This is a genomic window from Streptomyces sp. NPDC091279 (assembly GCF_044757465.1).
Classification (GTDB): Bacteria; Actinomycetota; Actinomycetes; order Streptomycetales; family Streptomycetaceae; genus Streptomyces.
Genome location: NZ_JBIVVA010000010.1, coordinates 317,283 through 335,328, shown reverse-complemented (window position 1 = coordinate 335,328; position 18,046 = coordinate 317,283). Strand labels below are relative to the sequence as shown.

Here is an 18,046-nt window from a genome sequence, read left to right as displayed (position 1 = left end):
CCGGAAAGCGTCACGGGGACATCACGAAACCTACCGCTCTACAGGTGACCCGGGCAGGATGGGGTCACTGCATCGGACTCGACGAGGAGGCGCCTGATGGCGGGAACCCCTGGACACCGCTTCGAAGACCGGGTACGTGAGGCCGTCGTGGAGGCGGCACTCGGCACGCTGGACCTGGACGCCAAGGCCCGGCTGCTCTCCGGCCAGGACACCTGGACCCTGCCCGCGCTGCCCGAGATCGGCCTGCGCTCCCTCGTCATGTCCGACGGCCCGATCGGCGTACGCGGCGTGCACTGGAGCGCCGACGACCCGTCGATCGCGCTGCCCTCCCCGACCGCCCTCGCCGCCGCCTGGGACCCGGAACTCGCCCGCCGGGCCGGTGTCCTGCTCGCCCAGGAGGCCCGCCGCAAGGGCGTCCACGTGCTGCTCGCCCCCACCGTCAACCTGCACCGCTCCCCGCTCGGCGGCCGCCACTTCGAGGCCTACAGCGAGGACCCCCACCTCACCGGGGTGATCGGCTCCGGCTATGTGAACGGCGTCCAGTCCGGCGGCGTCGGCACCACCGTCAAGCACTTCGTCGCCAACGACGCCGAGACCGACCGCTTCACCGTGAACAACCTCGTCTCGCCACGCGCCCTGCGCGAGCTGTACTTGGCGCCCTTCGAGCACATCGTCGAGAACGCCCACCCCTGGGGCGTCATGACCGCCTACAACTCCGTCAACGGCACGACCATGACCGAACACCGCTACCTGGTGAACGAAGTGCTGCGCGGCGAATGGGGCTTCGACGGCTGCAACGTCTCCGACTGGACGGCCGCCCGCCACACCAAGAACGCCGTCGAAGGCGGCCTGGACGCCGCCATGCCGGGCCCCGACACCGTGTTCGGCGCCCCGCTCGCCCAGGCCGTCCGCGACGGCGAGATCGACGAGTCCGTCGTCGACGACGCCGTCCGCAACGTCCTGCGGCTCGCCGCCCGCGTCGGCATCCTGGACGGCGCCGAACCCGCCGTCACCGACCTGCCCGCCCCCGTCGACGGCCCGGCCCTGGCCCGCGAGATCGCCCGCCGCTCCTTCGTCCTGGTCCGCAACGAACGCGCCGCCCTGCCCCTGAAGCCCGGCACGGTCGCCCTCCTCGGCGCCGCCGCCCGCGACGCCCGGGTCCTCGGCGGCGGCTCCGCCACCGTCTTCCCCGACCACGTCGTCTCCCCGCTCGACGGCCTCACCGCGGCCCTCCCCGACGGCACCCTCAGCTACGCCGTCGGCGCCGACCCGGCCACCGAACTCGCCGTCACCGGCAAGGAGTTCGCCCTGCGCGCCGTGTGCAGGAACGCGGCCGGGGAGACCATCGGCACCACGCCGCTGGCCAGCGGGCAGATCCAGTGGATGGGCTCGGACCTGCCCGCCGGTGTCACCCACGAGGCCCTGCACACCGTCGAGTTGACCGGCAGCTTCACCCCGCGCGGCAGCGGCCCGCACACCTTCGGCATCAAGGGCGCCGGAGCCTTCACCCTCACCGTCGACGGCATCACCCGCTTCGACGACGTCCAGCGCCCCGCCGACGACGCCGACCCCTTCGAGGCCTTCTTCGGCGCCCCGGTGCCCCGCGCCCACCCCGAACTCGTCGCGGGCCGACCGGTCGACGTCTCCCTCACCTTCGTCGTCGCACTGCCCGCGGGCATCCCGATGCAGGTCATCGCCTTCGCCCTGGCCCACCAGGAACCCCAGCGCGACGCCGACGAGTTGATCGCCGAGGCCGTCGAAGCGGCCCGCGCCGCCGACACCGCCGTGGTCGTGGTCGCCACCACCGAACGCGTCGAGTCCGAGGGCTTCGACCGCACCGACCTCGCCCTCCCCGGCCGCCAGGACGACCTGGTCCGCGCGGTCGCCGCCGCCAACCCGAACACCGTGGTCGTCGTCAACTCCGGTTCCCCCGTGGAACTTCCGTGGCGCGAGGAGGTCGCCGCCGTGCTGCTCAGCTGGTTCCCGGGCCAGGAGGCGGGCGACGCCCTCGCCGACGTCCTCACCGGCGCCCACGAGCCCGGCGGCCGACTCCCCACCACCTGGGGCTCGTTGACCGACGCCCCGGTCACCCGGGTCACCCCCGAGAACGGCGAACTCCCCTACACCGAAGGCGTGTTCATCGGCTACCGGGCCTGGGAGCGGCAGGGCCGCACCCCCTCCTACCCGTTCGGCCACGGCCTCGGCTACACCGAGTGGACCTACGAGGCCGTCGACGCCGACACCACCACCGTCCGCGTCCGCGTCCGCAACTCCGGCGCCCGCGCGGGCCGCGAGGTCGTCCAGGTCTATCTGGCCCCCGCCGAGCCCGACACCCCGGCCGGAGACCGCCCGGCCCGCTGGCTCGCCGGGTTCGCGGCCGTCGAGGCGGCACCCGGGGAAACCGTCGAGGCCGTCGTCGAACTCCCGCACCGGGCCTTCGAGATCTGGGACGAGACGGACAACCGATGGGCGTGTGTGAAGGGTTCGTACGAGATCCAGGTCGGCCGCTCGATCGCCGACCGCAGGATCACCGCGACGATTAGCGTCTGACCCGGGAGCCACGCCTCCCCGAAAGACCGGCTCCGGCCCGGGACCTGACCCCCGGGCCGGGGCTCACTCGTTCAACTCCCGCGCACCGCACGGCCGTTCAGCGCGTCGTGAACCCGTACACCGTCTCCGACCGGTACACCTCGCCCGGCCGCAGCACCGTGCCGGGGAACTCCGGCCGGTTGGGGGAGTCGGGGAAGTGCTGCGTCTCCAGCGCGATCCCGGCGCCGGGCGCGAACGGGTCGGTCAGATGATCCGCGGTGTACACCTGAAGGCCCGGCTCGGTGGTCGACACCGTCAGCAGCCGCCCCGACGCCGGGTCGTACAACTCGGCCACCGCACGGGCCTCGTGGGTCACCCCGCCGTCCAGCACGACGTTGTGGTCGTACCCGGCGCCCACCGTGCGCGCCGCACGGAAGTCGAAACGCGTGCCGCTCACCTCGGCCAGCTCCCCGGTCGGGATCAGGTCCGTGTCCACCGGCGTGTACCGCGAGGCGGCGAGCCGCAGCGTGTGCCCGCCCGCGTCGCCCGACCCGCCCAGGTCGAAGTAGCTGTGGTTGGTCAGGTTCACCACGGTCGGCGCGTCCGTCACCGCCTCGTACCCGAGCCGCAGCGCCCCCGACGCGTCCAGCGTGTACGTCGCGGTGACCTCCAGACGGCCGGGGAAGCCCTCCTCGCCGTGCGGACTGACCCGGGACAGCCGCAGCCCGTGCGCGACCGGCGTCACCTCCCACACCCGCTTGTCGAAGCCGCGCACGCCGCCGTGCAGGGAGTTCGGCCCGTTGTTCGGCTCCAGCGCGTAGACCTCCCCGTCCAGCGGGAACCGGCCGCCCGCGATCCGGTTGGCGTACCGGCCCACCAACGCGCCCAGATACGGCTCCGGGTGCCGCAGATAGCCGTCCAGATCAGCGAACCCCAGCACCACGTTCCCGGCCACCCCGTGCCGGTCCGGCACCTCCAGCGACTGCACGATGCCGCCGTACGACAGGACCCCGACCCGCACGCCGGCCCGCTCCAGGGTCCAGCGGTGGACCGGAGTGCCGTCGGAAAGTGTGCCGAAAAGTTCACTCATGAGCGGAACTGTAAGTCACGGCTGTTCGGACGTGACCGTCCGGTACGCGATCTCGGCCAGCCGCGCCTGCCCGCTCACACTCGGGTGGAACCAGTCCCAGTGACTGAGCGACCCGGTGCCGAACCGGTAGGCGTGCACCGCGCCCCCGTCGCTGCGGCACCGCCGGTCCTTGGCGCAGACCTCGGCCAGCACCTCGTTGTACTCCTCGACCCGCTGCTCCACGGTCTCCCGGCGCCGCACCGCCGCCGCGTCCACCGCGTCCGCGTCGCCCAGCATGGACGGGCAGATGCCCAGCTTCCACACCTCCTTGCCGAGCGGATTGGTGCGGCCCTGGGACCACAGCCGCTTCAGATCCGGCACGCTCGCCACATACACCTGCGTCTTCGGCAACGCCTCGCGCAGCAGGGCGAGGGCATCCTCGAAGTCGGCACGGAAGTCGGCCACGGGCGTCATGGCGGACGTCGAGGAACGGCAGGCGTCGTTCGCCCCGATCATCACCGTCACCAGCCGGGGCCGTTGGCCCACCACCGCGTCCATCTGCCCCGGCAGATCCGCCATCCGCGCCCCGGTCACCGCGTAGTTCCAGCTGCGCTTGGCCGCGCCCGCCCGGCCCAGCAGCCGCACCGCGAGACTGTCCACCTCGGGACTGCTGCCCGTCGCCCACGACACCTCGGGACAGTCCGACAGCACCGTGCACGCGTCGAACCCCCGCGTGATCGAGTCCCCGACCGCCGCCACCGACCCCGGGCTCACGTCCCACGCGGGCGTCGGCGACGGCTCGGCCCCCCGCGCGGACGCGCCCGCGCCACTGCCCGCGTCACACCCCCCGGCGCCCAGCACGGCGGCCGCGACGGCGACGAGAACGGTCCGTGAACGCAGGCCACGCTTCCGCATCGGCTGGTGATCCCCTCGGTCGACGTGCACAACCCATTCCCCCCATCACAACGCGCGGGGGTTCCCGGACGCCGGACCACGCAACGCCCGCCACCGTACAAGCGTCCTGCCGGGTGAATGGCGAAGGTTCGGCGGCAGCGGGACCGACGGTACGTCACACTCCTTGCGCCGCCGCACGGTAGCCTCGCCCTCAACGTGGCCGCCCGGCCGCGGCAGGCCCGCCAGATCGCAAGATGTCCCGCACAGCCCGGAGGTCCCGGTGACGACACGTGGAGTTCTGTACGTGCACTCCGCGCCGCGCGCGTTGTGCCCGCACGTCGAATGGGCCGTCGCCGGCGTCCTCGGCACGCGCGTCAGCCTCGACTGGATTCGCCAGCCCGCCGCGCCCGGCACCTGGCGCTCGGAGTTCTCCTGGCGCGGCGAGGTCGGCACGGCGTCCAAACTCGCCTCCGCGCTGCGCGGCTGGCACCTGCTGCGCTTCGAGGTCACCGCCGAGCCCTGCGCCACCGCCGAGGGCGAGCGCTACAGCTGCACCCCCGACCTCGGCATCTTCCACGCCGTCACGGGCATCCACGGCGACATCCTCATCCCCGAGGACCGCCTCCGAGCGGCCCTGCTGCGCTCCCAGCGCGACGAGACCGACCTCGAAGCGGACATCGCCAAACTCCTCGGCAAGCCCTGGGACGACGAACTGGAACCCTTCCGCCACGCAGGAGAAGGAGCCCCAGTCCGCTGGCTCCACCAGGTGGTCTAACCCCGGGCCCTGCTCAAGAGGGGGCCCAGCCCAGCTTCTTTAGGGGCGCGGGGCTGTATCGATATGCGGCTCCGCCGCGCGGACGCGACCAGCCACGACGGCGCCGCACCCGACAACGCACCCGCCCACGACCGGGAAAGTGCTGGGTCCCGTTCGAGCGGCGCTCAGGTCACGCCCTTAAGGGGCGCGGGGAACTGCGCGACCAGCCACGACGGCGCCGCACCCGACAACGCACCCGCTGCACCCCGCCCCAAACGGCGATCGGCCCGCCTCCACGCAAGGAGACGGACCCATCACCGTTCAAGACGACAACGCCCCGCGGCTCACACCGTACGGAACGCCAACACCACGTTGTGCCCACCGAACCCGAACGAGTCGTTCAACGCGGCGATCCGCCCGTCCACGGGCAACTTCCGCGCCTCACCCCGAACGACATCGGCCGCAGCCTCCGCCTCGGGGTCGAGGTTCTCGACGTTGATCGTCGGCGGCGCCACCCGGTGGTAGAGCGCCAGCACGGTCGCGACCGTCTCGACCCCACCCGCGCCACCGAGCAGATGCCCGGTCATGGACTTGGTGGCCGAGACGGCCATGTGATCGGCATCGTCACCGAAGACCTTGCGCAGAGCCTTCAGCTCGGCGATGTCACCCGCCGGAGTCGACGTGGCGTGCGCGTTCACATGCACGATCTCCGCCGCGTCGAGATCCGTCCGCTCCATCAGGTTCTGGAGGGCGTGCGAGATCCCCAGCCCCCCGGGCTCGGGCTGCACCATGTCGTGCGCGTCGGCGGAGATCCCCTGCCCGACGGCCTCGGCATACACCCGCGCCCCACGCTTCGCCGCGTGCTCGGCGGACTCCAGCACGACCACCCCGGACCCCTCACCGAGGACGAACCCGTCCCGGCCGGTGTCGTAGGGCCGCGAGGCACCCTGCGGGTCGTCGTTGTTCTTGGACATCGCCATCATGTTGCCGAACGCGGCGATCGGCAGCGGATGGATGGCCGCCTCCGTACCGCCCGCGATGACGACATCGGCACGGCCGGTGCGGATCATCTCGATGCCGTAGCCGATCGCCTCGGCACCCGAGGCGCACGCGGAGACCGGCGTGTGGACGCCGGCGCGGGCGCCCACGAGCAGCCCCACGTTGGCGGCGGGGCCGTTCGGCATGAGCATGGGGACGGTGTGCGGGGAGACGCGGCGGACGCCCTTCTCCTTGAGCACGTCGTACTGGTCGAGGAGGGTCGTCACACCACCGATGCCGGAGGCGACAACGGCGCCGAGCCGGTCCGGGTCGACCTCCGTCCCCTCATCGGCACGGCCGGTGAACCCGGCGTCGGCCCAGGCCTCCTTGGCCGCGATCAGCGCGAACTGCGCCGACCGGTCCAGGCGCCTGGCCTGCGGCCGGGGGATGACCTCGGACGGTTCCACGGCGACCGGCGCCGCGATGCGGACCGCCTGTTCGGCGGCCCATTCCTGCTCCAGGGGCTTGACTCCGGAACGACCGGCGATCAAACCCTCCCAAGTAGAGGCTGCGTCGCCACCCAGCGGTGTGGTTGCGCCGATACCGGTGACGACCACGGTGCGATTGGTCGGGCTCACGGGAAATCTTTCTCCAACGGTTACGAGGAGGACCATCCCCGCGTTTCCACGGGGAACGGCGCCACCGCCGGGTGGCGGGGCCTTGCAGGGCCTAAGAGGTGGCTCAGGCCTGGTTCTTGAGGATGTACTCGGTCGCGTCGCCGACCGTCTTGAGGTTCTTGACGTCCTCGTCGGGGATCTTGACGTCGAAGCGCTCCTCGGCGGCGACGACGACCTCGACCATGGACAGCGAGTCGACGTCCAGGTCGTCGGTGAAGGACTTGTCCAGCTGGACGTCCTCGACCGGGATGCCGGCGATCTCGTTCACGATGTCGGCGAGACCGGCGACGATCTCTTCCTGGGTGGCGGCCATGTCAGGCGCTCCTTCTTAGTGATTCCAGAGGGTGTGGCAGGTGGTACGTTCCGCACCGGACGACACGATCATCCGGCACGGAGTGCCTAGGGGAGGGTAACGACCGTCGCGGCGTACACGAGACCCGCCCCGAAGCCGATGACGAGCGCGGTATCGCCGCTCTTGGCCTCGCCGGTCGCCAGAAGCCGCTCCATCGCGAGCGGGATCGAGGCGGCCGAGGTGTTGCCGGTGGTGCGTACGTCACGCGCGACCGTGACGTGCTCCGGCAGCTTCAGCGTCTTCACCATCGAGTCGATGATCCGCTCGTTGGCCTGGTGCGGAATGAAGACGTCCAGATCGTCCGGCGAAAGTCCGGCGGCGTCCAGCGCCTCCTTGGCGACCTTCGCCATCTCGAACACGGCCCAGCGGAACACCGCCTGGCCCTCCTGCGTGATCGCAGGGAACTTGATGTCGCCCTTGCTGTCGAGCGGCAACCGCGACACATCGCCGACCCGGAAGTCGGTCCACGGCACGGTCTGCTTGATGGTGTCGGACTTGTCGCCCTCCGAACCCCACACCGTCGGGCCGATGTGCGGCTCGTCGGAGGGGCCCACCACGACCGCGCCCGCGCCGTCACCGAACAGGAAGGCGGTGGCCCGGTCCGTCAGATCGGTCAGGTCGGACAGCCGTTCCACGCCGATGACCAGGACGTACTCCGCCGAGCCCTCGACGACCAGGCTCTTGGCGAGGGTCAGGCCGTAGCCGAAGCCCGCGCAGCCCGCCGAGATGTCGAACGCGGCGGCCTTGGCCGTGCCCAGCTTGTCGGCGATCTCCGTCGCCACGGCCGGCGTCTGCTTGAAGTGCGAGACCGTCGCGACGATCACGCCACCGATCTGCTCGGCGGAGATCCCGGCGTCGGCGATCGCCTTGCCGGACGCCTCGATCGACATCGCGGCCACGGTCTCCTCGTCGGAGGCCCAGTGCCGGGACTCGATGCCGGAGCGGGAGCGAATCCACTCGTCGGACGAGTCGATGGTCTCCAGGATGACGTCGTTCGGCACGACCCGCAGGGGCCGGTAGCCGCCGACCCCGAGGATGCGCGCGTACGGGGCGCCCTTGCTGGGCTTGATCTTCGCCATCAGAGCTCCCGCCCGCCGCCGTGCTCGGCGATGAGCGCGCGAGCCGCTTCGAGGTCGGCCGGGGTCTTCAGCGCCAGCGTGGGGACACCGGGCAGCGCGCGCTTGGCGAGCCCGGTGAGGGTGCCGCCGGGGCACACCTCGATCAGCGCGCTCACCCCGAGCTGCTTGAAGGTCTCCATGCACAGGTCCCAGCGGACCGGGTTGGCGACCTGCCCGACCAGCCGCTCCAGCACCTCGGCGCCGGTCGCGACGGTCTGCCCGTCCCGGTTCGACACATAGGTGAACGACGGGTCGGCGGGCGTCAGTTCCTTCGCGGCCTGCTCCAGCGCGGCGACGGCCGGCGCCATGTGGACGGTGTGGAAGGCACCGGCCACCTTCAGCGCGACGACCCGGCGCACGCCCTCGGGCTTGTCGGCCTCCAGCGCGGCGAGCTGCTCCAGCGTGCCGGCGGCGACGATCTGGCCCGCGCCGTTCACGTTGGCCGGGGTCAGGCCCAGCTTCTCCAGGTGCGGGACGGTGACCTCGGGGTCGCCGCCGAGCAGCGCGGACATGCCGGTCGCGGTGGCCGCGGCGGCGTCGGCCATGGCCAGGCCCCGCTTGCGGACGAGGGTCAGCGCGGCGGTGTCGTCGAGGACACCGGCGTAGGCGGCGGCGGTGATCTCGCCGACGCTGTGGCCCGCGACCGCGCCCGGGACGACGTCACCCAGTGCCGCGGCGGACACGAGACCGGCGGCCACCAGCAGCGGCTGGGCGACGGCGGTGTCCCGGATCTCGTCGGCGTCGGCGAGCGTGCCGTAGTGCACCAGGTCGAGGCCGATGGCGTCGGACCAGGTACGCAGACGGGCCTCGACACCGGGGAGGTCGAGCCAGGGGGTCAGGAAGCCGGGCGCCTGAGCGCCTTGGCCGGGAGCGACGAGTACGAGCACTCTCACACTCTCTCTTGGGTACGGGCACGGCCGCCCGTGGGGACAGGGACGAAGAACGCGAGGGGGTTTTGTGGACCTCCGACAAAACCCTAGGTCGAGAGATCCCCATCGGCCAGACGCCCCAGGATCAGCGCGATCCGCAGCGTGAACGCCGACCGTACATCCGACGGCGACCAGCCGGTGACGTCCGTCACCCGTCGGAGCCGGTAGCGCACGGTGTTGGGATGGACGAACAGCATCCGGGCCGCGCCCTCCAGACTGCTCGCCTGTTCCAGATAGACGGCGAGGGTCTCCAGGAGCGCGGAACCGGCCTCCTCCAGTGGTCTGTAGATCTCCTCCACCAGCTGCTCGCGCGCGCTGGGGTCACCGGCGATCGCGCGCTCCGGCAGCAGATCGTCCGCCAGCACCGGGCGCGGGGCGTCCTGCCAGGCGAAACACGCCTTGAGCCCGGCGGCGGCGGCCTGCGCGGACCGGGTCGCCGCGAGCAGGTCGGGAACGACGGGCCCGGCGACCACCGCACCGGCGGCGTACGGGCCGATCAGCGACTTCGCGACGGCGAGGGGGTTGTCGCTGCCCCCGGCGATGACCACCAGACGGTCGCCGAGAACGCCGGTGAGGACCTGGAGCTTGGCGTGCCGGGCGGCCCGGCGGATGGCCTCCACGGTCAGCTCGGCGTCCCCCTCGGGGGCGGTGCCCAGCAGCACGCAGACATGCTCGGGCGCGTGCCAGCCGAGGGCGGCGGCCCGGCTCACGGCGCCCTCGTCGGCCTCCCCGCTGAGGACGGCGTTGACGACCAGGGACTCCAGCCGGGCATCCCAGGCACCGCGTGCCTCGGCGGCCTGGGCGTACACCTGGGCGGTGGCGAAGGCGATCTCCCGGGCGTAGACGAGCAGCGCCTCGCGCAGCACGTTCTCGTCGCCGGGGGCGGCCACCTCGTCGATGGCGCTCTCCATCACCTCGATGGTGGTGCGCACCATCTCGACGGTCTGGCGCAGCGTGATGGCCCGGGTCAGTTCGCGCGGGGCGGTCCCGAAGACGTCGGTGGAGATGGCCTGCGGGGCGTCGGGGCGGCGGAACCACTCGGTGAACGCGGCGATGCCCGCCTGCGCGACCAGCCCGATCCAGGACCGGTTCTCCGGCGGCATCGCCCGGTACCAGGGCAGCGTCTCGTCCATCCGCGTGATCGCCTGCGCCGCGAGACTCCCGGAGGACCTCTCCAGCCGCTTCAGGGTCGCGGGGTGCGGGTGGGGGGCGGGCCTGACGTCATCGGGATCACGGGATACGGGTTCGGGCACGTGGACAAGACTGCCCTATCCGGACGGGGCCGTGCGCCGCCGGGTCTACCGTGGGGTGCGTGATGGACGTACGACGCGCAGGTGAGCGCTATCCGGGCGGGGACGGGTCGGCGGGCGTCCGGTCGCGGCACGCCTTCTCCTTCGGCCCGCACTACGACCCCGACAACCTCCGCTTCGGCGCCCTGCTGGCCTGCAACGAGGAGCGGCTCGAACCCGGCGCCGGGTTCGACGAGCATCCGCACAGCCACACCGAGATCGTGACGTGGGTGGTGGCGGGGGAGCTGACCCACCGGGACTCCTCGGGGCACGAGGCGACGGTCCGCCCCGGCGACGTCCAGCGCCTCAGCGCCGCCTCGGGGGTCCGCCACACCGAGCGCAACGACGGTCCCGAGCCCCTCGTCTTCGTGCAGATGTGGCTGGCTCCCGTCGCCCCGGGCGGCGATCCCGCCTACGAGATCGTCCACGGCATCGCGGACGCCACCCCGTACGCCGTCCCGGAGGCCGGCGCGATCCTCCACGTCCGCCGGCTGGCCCCGGGGGAGCGGACCGCGGTGCCCGACGCGCCGTACGTGTACGCCCATGTCGTGCGCGGCGAACTCCGCCTCGACTCGGCCGAGTTGGGCCCGGGGGACGCGGCCCGCATCACGGACGCGGAGGGCCTGGAGGCGGTCGCGGTGACACCGGCGGAGCTGCTGCTGTGGGAGCTGAGCCGCCCCAACTGACCTGCTAGCGCGCCTCGGTGAGGATCGCGTCGGTGAACGGCGGCCACGCCTCGACCGCCCAGGGCCCGAAGGCACGGTCGGTGAGCGCGACGCAGGCGAGCTGGGCGACGGGGTCGATCCACAGGAACGTTCCGGACTGGCCGAAGTGCCCGAACGTACGCGGCGAGGACGAACTCCCCGTCCAGTGCGGGGACTTGGCGTCCCGGATCTCGAAGCCGAGGCCCCAGTCGTTGGGGTTCTGGTGGCCGTAGCCCGGCAGCACACCCTTGGTGCCCGGGTACTGCACGGTCATCGCCTCGGCGACGGTGCGCGGGTCGAGCAGCCGGGGCGCCTGCACCTCGGCGGCGAATCGCAGCAGGTCCTCGACCGTGGACACGCCGTCCTTCGCGGGCGAGCCGTCCAGCACGGTCGCCGTCATGCCGAGCGGCTCCAGGACCGCCTGGCGCAGATACTCGCCGAACGGGATCTCCGTCGCCGCCGCGATGTGCGCGCCGAGCTGCTCGAAACCGGCGTTGGAGTACAGCCGCCGTTCGCCGGGCGGGGCGGTCACCCGGTGCTCGTCGAAGGCCAGGCCCGAGGTGTGGGCGAGGAGATGGCGCACGGTCGCACCGGGCGGCCCGGCCGGCTCGTCCAGCTCGATCGCCCCCTCCTCGTACGCGACGAGAGCGGCATACGCGGCGAGCGGCTTGGTGACCGAGGCCAACGCGAACCGCCGCCCACCCGGCCCATGCACCCCGAGAACACTGCCGTCCCCCCGGACCACACCCGCCGCGACACGGGGAACCGGCCAGCCCTCAACCAGCGCAAGACTCTTCAACGACATACCGCCGAGCCTATGCGCTCACCAGGTCAGCTCCAGCAAGGGGTCGGGCTTGGTCCGGAAGCCCAACGACACATACAGCGCCTCGGCGTCGGGGGACGCGGTCAGCTGCACCCGCCGAGCCTGGCCCGCAGGGTGGGCAACGACTCCTCGTGCCACCCGACCGCCGCCGAACTCCCCGGCAGCGCGTCGATTCATGGCGGCACGTTGATGAGCGGGCAGGTCGCCTGTCCTGCCGATTTCTTGGCGGTTCCGCTTGCCTGGAGTGCACTCGAAGGCCATAGCGTGGACGATATGACGGTGATGGAGACCACTCGGACCAAGGTCGACCGCTGCGGCGCCCCGCCCCTCGCGCACCGGCGCCCCGAAGGCCAGGACAGCTACACGATCAGCGAGGTGGTCACCTTCACCGGCCTGACCGCGCACACCCTGCGCTGGTACGAGCGGATCGGTCTGATGCCGCACATCGACCGCTCCCACACCGGCCAACGCCGGTACAGCAACCGCGACCTCGACTGGCTCGACTTCGTCGGCAAACTCCGCCTCACCGGCATGCCGGTCGCCGACATGGTCCGCTACGCCGAGCTGGTCCGCGAGGGCGACGACACGTTCGCCGCCCGCTTCGAACTCCTCGAATCAACCCGCCGAGACGTCCAGACCCGCATCACCGAACTCCAGGACACCCTGGCCGTCCTGGACAAAAAAATCACCATCTACGCCCAAGCCAACCCCCCAACAACCACCCCCACCTAAACCCCCCACACGCTCAATGCCGGGGCCGGTATCACCTAAAGGGCACCCGCACGCTCAATGCCGGGCACTGGTCCCACCTAAAGGCACCCGCACGCTCAATGCCGGGCACTGGTCCCACCTTTAAGGGGCGCGGGGCTGTATCGATCTGCGGCTCCGCCGCGCGGGCGCGACAAGCCCCCACCGGGCCCGCACCCGACAACGCACCCATCCGCCCCCAGCAGGGGCGCGGGGCTGTATCGATCTGCGGCTCCGCCGCGCAGGCGCGACCGGGGGGGGCAAGGCACCCGCCCGCTCAATGCCGGGCACTGGTCCCACCTTTAAGGGGCGCGGGGAACTGCGCGACAAGCCCCCACCGGGCCCGCACCCGACAACGCACCCATCCGCCCCCAGCAGGGGCGCGGGGCTGCACCGACCTGCGACTCCGCCGCGCGGGCGCGACAACGCACCCATCCGCCCCAGCGACGCACGTCACAGCTCGGCCAACAGCTCCGCCTTCTTCGCGGAGAACTCCTCGTCGGTGACCAGCCCCGCCTGATGCAACTCCCCGAGATGCCGAATCCGCTCGGCGATATCCGCGGGGTCCCGCCGCGCAGACCCGGCCGGCACCGGAACAGCCACCCCGGCCGACCGAATCGCCGCCAACACCCCCGCAGCGAACGGCAGAGACTCGTGCACGGGTCCGTACCCCACCCCGAACACGACAGCCGCCGGGTCCTGATCCGCCGTTCCCCCCGCCCCGCCCCCGGCGACCGGCTCGCGCCGCAGCAACCGCAGATGCCCCTCAAGCCCCTCCGGCGACCGCCACTCCACCCCGGCCAGTTCGGCCACGGAGAACGTCTGGTCCCCGGCCTTCCACTTCGCCGACGACGCCCCCGTCCAGAACCACCGGAAGGTCACCGTCCGCCCGTCGAAGGACGCCTTCGCGTCGTACGCCTTGAACTGCCGAGGAGCCTCGGGAGCATCGACGAGGAACCGCTCGACCGGCTCGTCGGCATCCGGGACCAACCCGGCCCGCAACGCGTCGGCGTACCGCTCGGCCGACTCCCCCCGGTCGGCCGGCAGCACCAGCCGATACGGATCGGACCCCTCCGCCAACTGCCCGGCCGCCGCCTCCATCAGCGGATCGGCACCGGGCCGTGGCTCGGCCCGCAGCACGACCGTGCCGCGCCGGCCCGGCGTCACCGTCACACCGGACAGCGCGGCCAGCGGCACCCGGCGTTCCCCGAGCGCCTGGAACAGCTTGGGTGTTCGAATCCCCCGTTCATAACGGATGAGCACGGAGTCGGACTGGAACTCCCAGGCGGCATGAAATCCGGCCAGCACGTCACCCATGCGGCTCATCGTATGCATGCCGCGCTCCTTCGTCGCCACCCTGTAGGCCCGCACTTCCTGCGTTTTCTACGCGCGTCCCGAAGCCGTCGTGCCGGACAGACCCGCATCACACGTCAGATCCTGCTGTGCGCAGTGCACCGACCGGTACGCGCCGACGCCGATCTCGGCGAAGTTCCGCAGGCTCTCGGTCCCCGGCTGGAAATAGCCGCTGTGCCCCTCCGCACCCCGCGCCGACAGCACCCGCGCCCCGAACGCCCCGGACACCGGGTCCGCCCCGTGCCCGAGCCCGCCGACCTCCAGGTACGGAACGTCCTGAATCCAGTCGTCGGCGTCCCGCATCGCCCATACCCGGGCCGAGGTGTGCAGGTGGGAGGCGTTCTCCACCCGCATGCCGGGGCTCGCGGCCACCGCTATGTCGGCCACCCGGCCGGGCAGCGTGTGCGCGGCGACCCCGCACACCACGGAGCCGTAGCTGTGGCAGAACAGCGAGACCGGCGCCCTGCCAGGCAACGCCCGTACCAGCGCGTTCAGCCGCACCGCGCCGTCCTGCGCCCGCATCGCCGTCGCCGAGTCGATGCCGAGGCCCGCCGGGGCGGTGTAGTCGGCCCAGGCGATCACGGCCGTCCGCGTCGTCGGGTTCGCCGCCTTCTCCGCCTTGTACAGCGACTTGGCCATGCCGACCGGCGCCGTGTAGGGGCGGTTGGTCTTCTGGAAGGTGAGGAGGTCCGTGTCGACGCCGGGCACGACCACCGAGACGCGCCGGGCCTTCGTCAGGTTGCCGAACACCTCGGCCACCCGCCCCGAGCCCTCCGGGTCGAAGGCGAGAATGTGCCGACCGGGGCTCAGCAACGCCTCGTACCGGTGCATCCGGCGCCCCGCGAGCTGCTGCCCGGCGGACGTGAGCCGACTGTCGTGCATGCGCGAGCGCTCGACGTCACGCTGCTCGGTGAGCGCGATCCGGTTCGCCTTGTAGCGCAGGGCGACGGGGGCGCCGTTCATGTTGCCGACCGCGAGCGGATAACGGCGGGCCAGCTCGGCCCGTTCCCGGGCGGTGAGCGAGGCGAAGAAGCGGGTCAGCCGGGCGGCGGAGGAGGCCGGGTCGGGCAGCCGGTGGCCGTGCGCTCTGCCGTGCTCCCAGGAGGAGAGCGAGGCCCGCAACGGGGTCTCGGCCTCGTGGGAGCGCAGCGCCGTCCAGCCGGTGGTCGCCAGCATCACGAACACCACGGCCAGTGCGAGCAGCGCGCGCCAGACGTTCAATTGCGGGGAGGTGTCGAAGGAAGTCACTGGGAGGACACACTAGGAGAACGAGAGGGTCTCGCACGAGCCGAGTGACGGGGATCACGTTTCGATAACTGTGGCATTGACCTCAGCGTGTCCCCAGGTGGGTCAGTGTGTCCGCCAGTTCCCGGTGAGTGCCGGTCCCACCTGTTCGAGGTACGCGATCGTCAACGCGCGCATCGCCTCGACGCTGAAATCCTCCCGCTCGCTCCACTCCCGTTCCACCACCCGCATCACCCCGCCGAAGACGGCCACGGCCAGCCGCGGACGCGGGTCCGCGCGCGGGTCGAGCCCCTCACGGTCGGCCAGCACGCGCGCGATGGACTCCTCGATCTCCGCGTTGCGCCGCAGATGCGCGGCGAGCAGCACCGGCGTCGACTCGATCACCCGGTACATGCGCAGATAGGAGGTGACCGGAACGATGTTCTCGACCGCCTCGTGCAGGGTGTCCCAGCTCTCCAGCACGGCCGAGCGCAGCGCCCGCATCGGCGCCTCCGACGCCGGTCGCTCGCGCACCGCGTGCAGATACCGCGCGACCATCAGTTCGCCGAGCGCGAGTGCGGCCTCCTCCTTGCCGGCGAAGTACCGGAAGAAGGTGCGCGGTGAGACGTCGACGGCCGCGGCGATGTCGTCCACGGTCGTGCTGTCGTATCCCCGTTCGGTGAACATCTCGACGGCTGTCCGCAGCAGGGCGTCCCGGGTGCGCTGTTTCTTGCGTTCGCGCAGCGTTTCCATGGGAGTCAGTTACTGACTTGTGAACACGTTTGTCAATTGTCAGTGGCTGTCACTAGCCTCGTGGGATGACTAGTCAGACCACTATCGAGAAGACTGGGTCGGGGGACGAGATACCGGCGGTCCCGTCGGACGGCTCACCCGCCTCCGGGCTGCGCGGCCACCCCTGGTTCACCCTCATCACGGTCGCCGTCGGCGTCATGATGGTGGCCCTCGACGGGACCATCGTGGCCATTGCCAACCCGGCCATCCAGAAGGACCTGAACGCGAGCTTCGCCGACGTTCAGTGGATCACCAACGGCTACTTCCTGGCCCTCGCCGTCGCCCTCATCACCGCGGGCAAGCTCGGCGACCGCTTCGGGCACCGCCAGACCTTCCTGATCGGCGTGATCGGCTTCGCCGCCGCCTCCGGCGCCATCGGGCTCTCCGACAGCATCCCGCTGGTCGTCACCTTCCGCGTGCTGCAAGGCCTGTTCGGCGCGCTGCTGATGCCGGCCGCGCTCGGCCTGCTGCGGGCCACCTTCCCCGCCGAGAAGCTGAACATGGCCATCGGCATCTGGGGCATGGTCATCGGCGCCTCCACCGCGGGCGGCCCGATCCTCGGCGGCGTCCTCGTCGAGCACGTCAACTGGCAGTCGGTGTTCTTCATCAACGTGCCGGTCGGCCTGATCGCCGTTCTCCTCGGCGTCTTCATCCTCCTCGACCACCGGGCGCAGAACGCTCCGCGCTCCTTCGACGTGCTCGGCATCGCGCTGCTCTCCGTCGCGATGTTCTGCCTGGTCTGGGCCCTCATCAAGGCGCCCGCGTGGGGCTGGGGCGATGGCCGGACCTGGGGCTTCGTCGCCGCGTCCGTGGTCTGCTTCGCGCTCTTCGCGTTCTGGGAGACGAAGGTCAGGGAACCGCTGATCCCGCTGGCGCTGTTCCGCTCGGTCCCGCTGTCCGCCGGTGTCGTGCTGATGGTCCTGATGGCCATCGCCTTCATGGGCGGCCTGTTCTTCGTGACGTTCTACCTCCAGAACGTGCATGGCATGAGCCCGATCGACGCGGGCCTGCACCTGCTGCCGCTCACCGGCATGATGATCGTCGGCTCCCCGCTGGCCGGCTTCATGATCACCAAGCTCGGCCCGCGTATCCCGCTGGCCGGCGGCATGGCCGTCACCGCGCTCGCCATGTACGGCATGTCCACGCTCCGGACCGACACCGGCAGCGGCGTCATGTCGATCTGGTTCGCCCTTCTCGGCCTCGGCCTCGCGCCCGTCATGGTCGGCGCGACCGAGGTCATCGTGGGCAACGCGCCGATGGAGCTGTCCGGCGTGGCCGGTGGACTCCAGCAGGCCGCGATGCAGATCGGCGGCAGCCTCGGCACCGCCGTCCTCGGCGCGGTGATGGCGTCCAAGGTGGACAGCGACCTGGCCGGCAACTGGAAGGACGCCGGGCTTCCGCAGCTCACGCCCGCGCAGACGGCCCAGGCCGCCGAGGCCGTCCAGGTCGGCATTCCGCCGGTCGCCAAGGGGATGCCCGAAACGATCGTCGCGAAGATCACGGAGGTCACGCACGACACGTTCATCTCCGGCATGAGCCTTGCCTCGCTGGTCGCCTGCGGGGTTGCCGTGGTGGCGGTCTTCGTCGCGCTCCTCACCAAGACCGGGGAGAACGCGGAGGCGGGGGCGGGGATCGGGCACATCTGACGCGTGCCGGGTCGTTCACCCGTCCAGGTGAATCCGCTAAAGATTTCTCGCACGTGGGCTGCGGTGCAGGCCAGAGTGGGCCGCGTCCTCTTGGTGGCATGTTCCATCGGCACGTGCCACTCCGTGGGGGAGGGCGACGGGTGTGGCGGTGCGCTGCCGGAGGGGGAC

At 71.5% G+C, this 18,046-nt stretch carries 16 protein-coding genes and 1 pseudogene; 5 read left to right on the top strand and 12 right to left on the bottom strand.

What is annotated here, in order from left to right; all coding sequences use genetic code 11:
• Positions 1-96: 96 nt before the first annotated feature.
• Positions 97-2,550 carry a beta-glucosidase gene (locus ACIQOU_RS26150; RefSeq protein ID WP_401539564.1) on the top strand — a complete coding sequence of 818 codons (2,454 nt, stop codon included), beginning with the start codon at positions 97-99 and terminating at the stop codon, positions 2,548-2,550.
• Between the two features lie 97 nt (positions 2,551-2,647).
• On the opposite strand, the gene ACIQOU_RS26145 is transcribed toward ACIQOU_RS26150, so the two are convergent.
• On the bottom strand, positions 2,648-3,619 hold the full coding sequence (locus ACIQOU_RS26145) for an aldose epimerase family protein (RefSeq protein WP_401539562.1): 972 nt from the start codon (positions 3,617-3,619) through the stop codon (positions 2,648-2,650).
• A 15-nt stretch (positions 3,620-3,634) separates the two neighbouring features.
• Positions 3,635-4,513: an SGNH/GDSL hydrolase family protein gene (locus ACIQOU_RS26140; protein WP_401539559.1), complete on the bottom strand. Its 879-nt coding sequence runs from the start codon at positions 4,511-4,513 to the stop codon at positions 3,635-3,637.
• Between the two features lie 259 nt (positions 4,514-4,772).
• Here ACIQOU_RS26140 and ACIQOU_RS26135 point away from each other — a divergent pair, with 259 nt between their 5' ends.
• On the top strand, positions 4,773-5,267 hold the full coding sequence (locus ACIQOU_RS26135) for a DUF3145 domain-containing protein (protein WP_401539557.1): 495 nt from the start codon (positions 4,773-4,775) through the stop codon (positions 5,265-5,267).
• A gap of 323 nt (positions 5,268-5,590) precedes the next feature.
• On the opposite strand, the gene ACIQOU_RS26130 is transcribed toward ACIQOU_RS26135, so the two are convergent.
• The 5 genes from ACIQOU_RS26130 to ACIQOU_RS26110 form a co-directional block, all read right to left on the bottom strand.
• Positions 5,591-6,862 (bottom strand): beta-ketoacyl-[acyl-carrier-protein] synthase family protein, encoded by a 1,272-nt coding sequence (locus ACIQOU_RS26130; RefSeq protein WP_401539554.1) that lies wholly within the window; start codon positions 6,860-6,862, stop codon positions 5,591-5,593.
• Positions 6,863-6,965: 103 nt separating this feature from the next.
• Positions 6,966-7,214, bottom strand: coding sequence for an acyl carrier protein (locus ACIQOU_RS26125; protein ID WP_055525601.1), 249 nt, complete (start codon positions 7,212-7,214; stop codon positions 6,966-6,968).
• Positions 7,215-7,300: 86 nt separating this feature from the next.
• Positions 7,301-8,332 carry a ketoacyl-ACP synthase III gene (locus tag ACIQOU_RS26120; RefSeq protein ID WP_401539552.1) on the bottom strand — a complete coding sequence of 344 codons (1,032 nt, stop codon included), beginning with the start codon at positions 8,330-8,332 and terminating at the stop codon, positions 7,301-7,303.
• Complete coding sequence (locus ACIQOU_RS26115) at positions 8,332-9,258, bottom strand: ACP S-malonyltransferase (RefSeq protein WP_401539549.1); 927 nt, start codon at positions 9,256-9,258, stop codon at positions 8,332-8,334. Before ACIQOU_RS26115 ends, ACIQOU_RS26120 begins: the two co-directional genes overlap by 1 nt.
• Positions 9,259-9,347: 89 nt before the next feature.
• Positions 9,348-10,553 carry a PucR family transcriptional regulator gene (locus tag ACIQOU_RS26110; protein WP_401539546.1) on the bottom strand — a complete coding sequence of 402 codons (1,206 nt, stop codon included), beginning with the start codon at positions 10,551-10,553 and terminating at the stop codon, positions 9,348-9,350.
• A 62-nt stretch (positions 10,554-10,615) separates the two neighbouring features.
• Between ACIQOU_RS26110 and ACIQOU_RS26105 the strand changes: the two genes are divergently transcribed.
• The gene (locus tag ACIQOU_RS26105; RefSeq protein ID WP_401539698.1) at positions 10,616-11,275 is read left to right on the top strand and encodes a pirin family protein; all 660 of its coding nucleotides are present in this window, start codon (positions 10,616-10,618) and stop codon (positions 11,273-11,275) included.
• A 4-nt stretch (positions 11,276-11,279) separates the two neighbouring features.
• On the opposite strand, the gene ACIQOU_RS26100 is transcribed toward ACIQOU_RS26105, so the two are convergent.
• Complete coding sequence (locus ACIQOU_RS26100) at positions 11,280-12,098, bottom strand: serine hydrolase domain-containing protein (protein ID WP_401539544.1); 819 nt, start codon at positions 12,096-12,098, stop codon at positions 11,280-11,282.
• An 18-nt stretch (positions 12,099-12,116) separates the two neighbouring features.
• Positions 12,117-12,218 (bottom strand): annotated as a pseudogene (locus tag ACIQOU_RS26095) (GNAT family N-acetyltransferase); the annotation flags it as partial.
• A 171-nt stretch (positions 12,219-12,389) separates the two neighbouring features.
• On the opposite strand from ACIQOU_RS26095, the gene ACIQOU_RS26090 reads away from it, so the two are divergent.
• Positions 12,390-12,848, top strand: coding sequence for a MerR family transcriptional regulator (locus tag ACIQOU_RS26090; protein ID WP_401539541.1), 459 nt, complete (start codon positions 12,390-12,392; stop codon positions 12,846-12,848).
• Between the two features lie 468 nt (positions 12,849-13,316).
• On the opposite strand, the gene ACIQOU_RS26085 is transcribed toward ACIQOU_RS26090, so the two are convergent.
• From ACIQOU_RS26085 to ACIQOU_RS26075, 3 genes are all read right to left on the bottom strand, one after another.
• A complete protein-coding gene (locus tag ACIQOU_RS26085) occupies positions 13,317-14,189 on the bottom strand; it encodes a DUF4429 domain-containing protein (RefSeq protein WP_401539695.1) in 873 nt (290 codons plus the stop codon).
• 57 nt (positions 14,190-14,246) lie between these two features.
• On the bottom strand, positions 14,247-15,464 hold the full coding sequence (locus tag ACIQOU_RS26080; RefSeq protein ID WP_401539538.1) for an alpha/beta hydrolase: 1,218 nt from the start codon (positions 15,462-15,464) through the stop codon (positions 14,247-14,249).
• Positions 15,465-15,566: 102 nt separating this feature from the next.
• Positions 15,567-16,193, bottom strand: coding sequence for a TetR family transcriptional regulator (locus tag ACIQOU_RS26075; protein WP_401539535.1), 627 nt, complete (start codon positions 16,191-16,193; stop codon positions 15,567-15,569).
• Positions 16,194-16,258: 65 nt separating this feature from the next.
• Here ACIQOU_RS26075 and ACIQOU_RS26070 point away from each other — a divergent pair, with 65 nt between their 5' ends.
• Positions 16,259-17,878: an MFS transporter gene (locus tag ACIQOU_RS26070; RefSeq protein ID WP_401539532.1), complete on the top strand. Its 1,620-nt coding sequence runs from the start codon at positions 16,259-16,261 to the stop codon at positions 17,876-17,878.
• Positions 17,879-18,046: the final 168 nt, after the last annotated feature.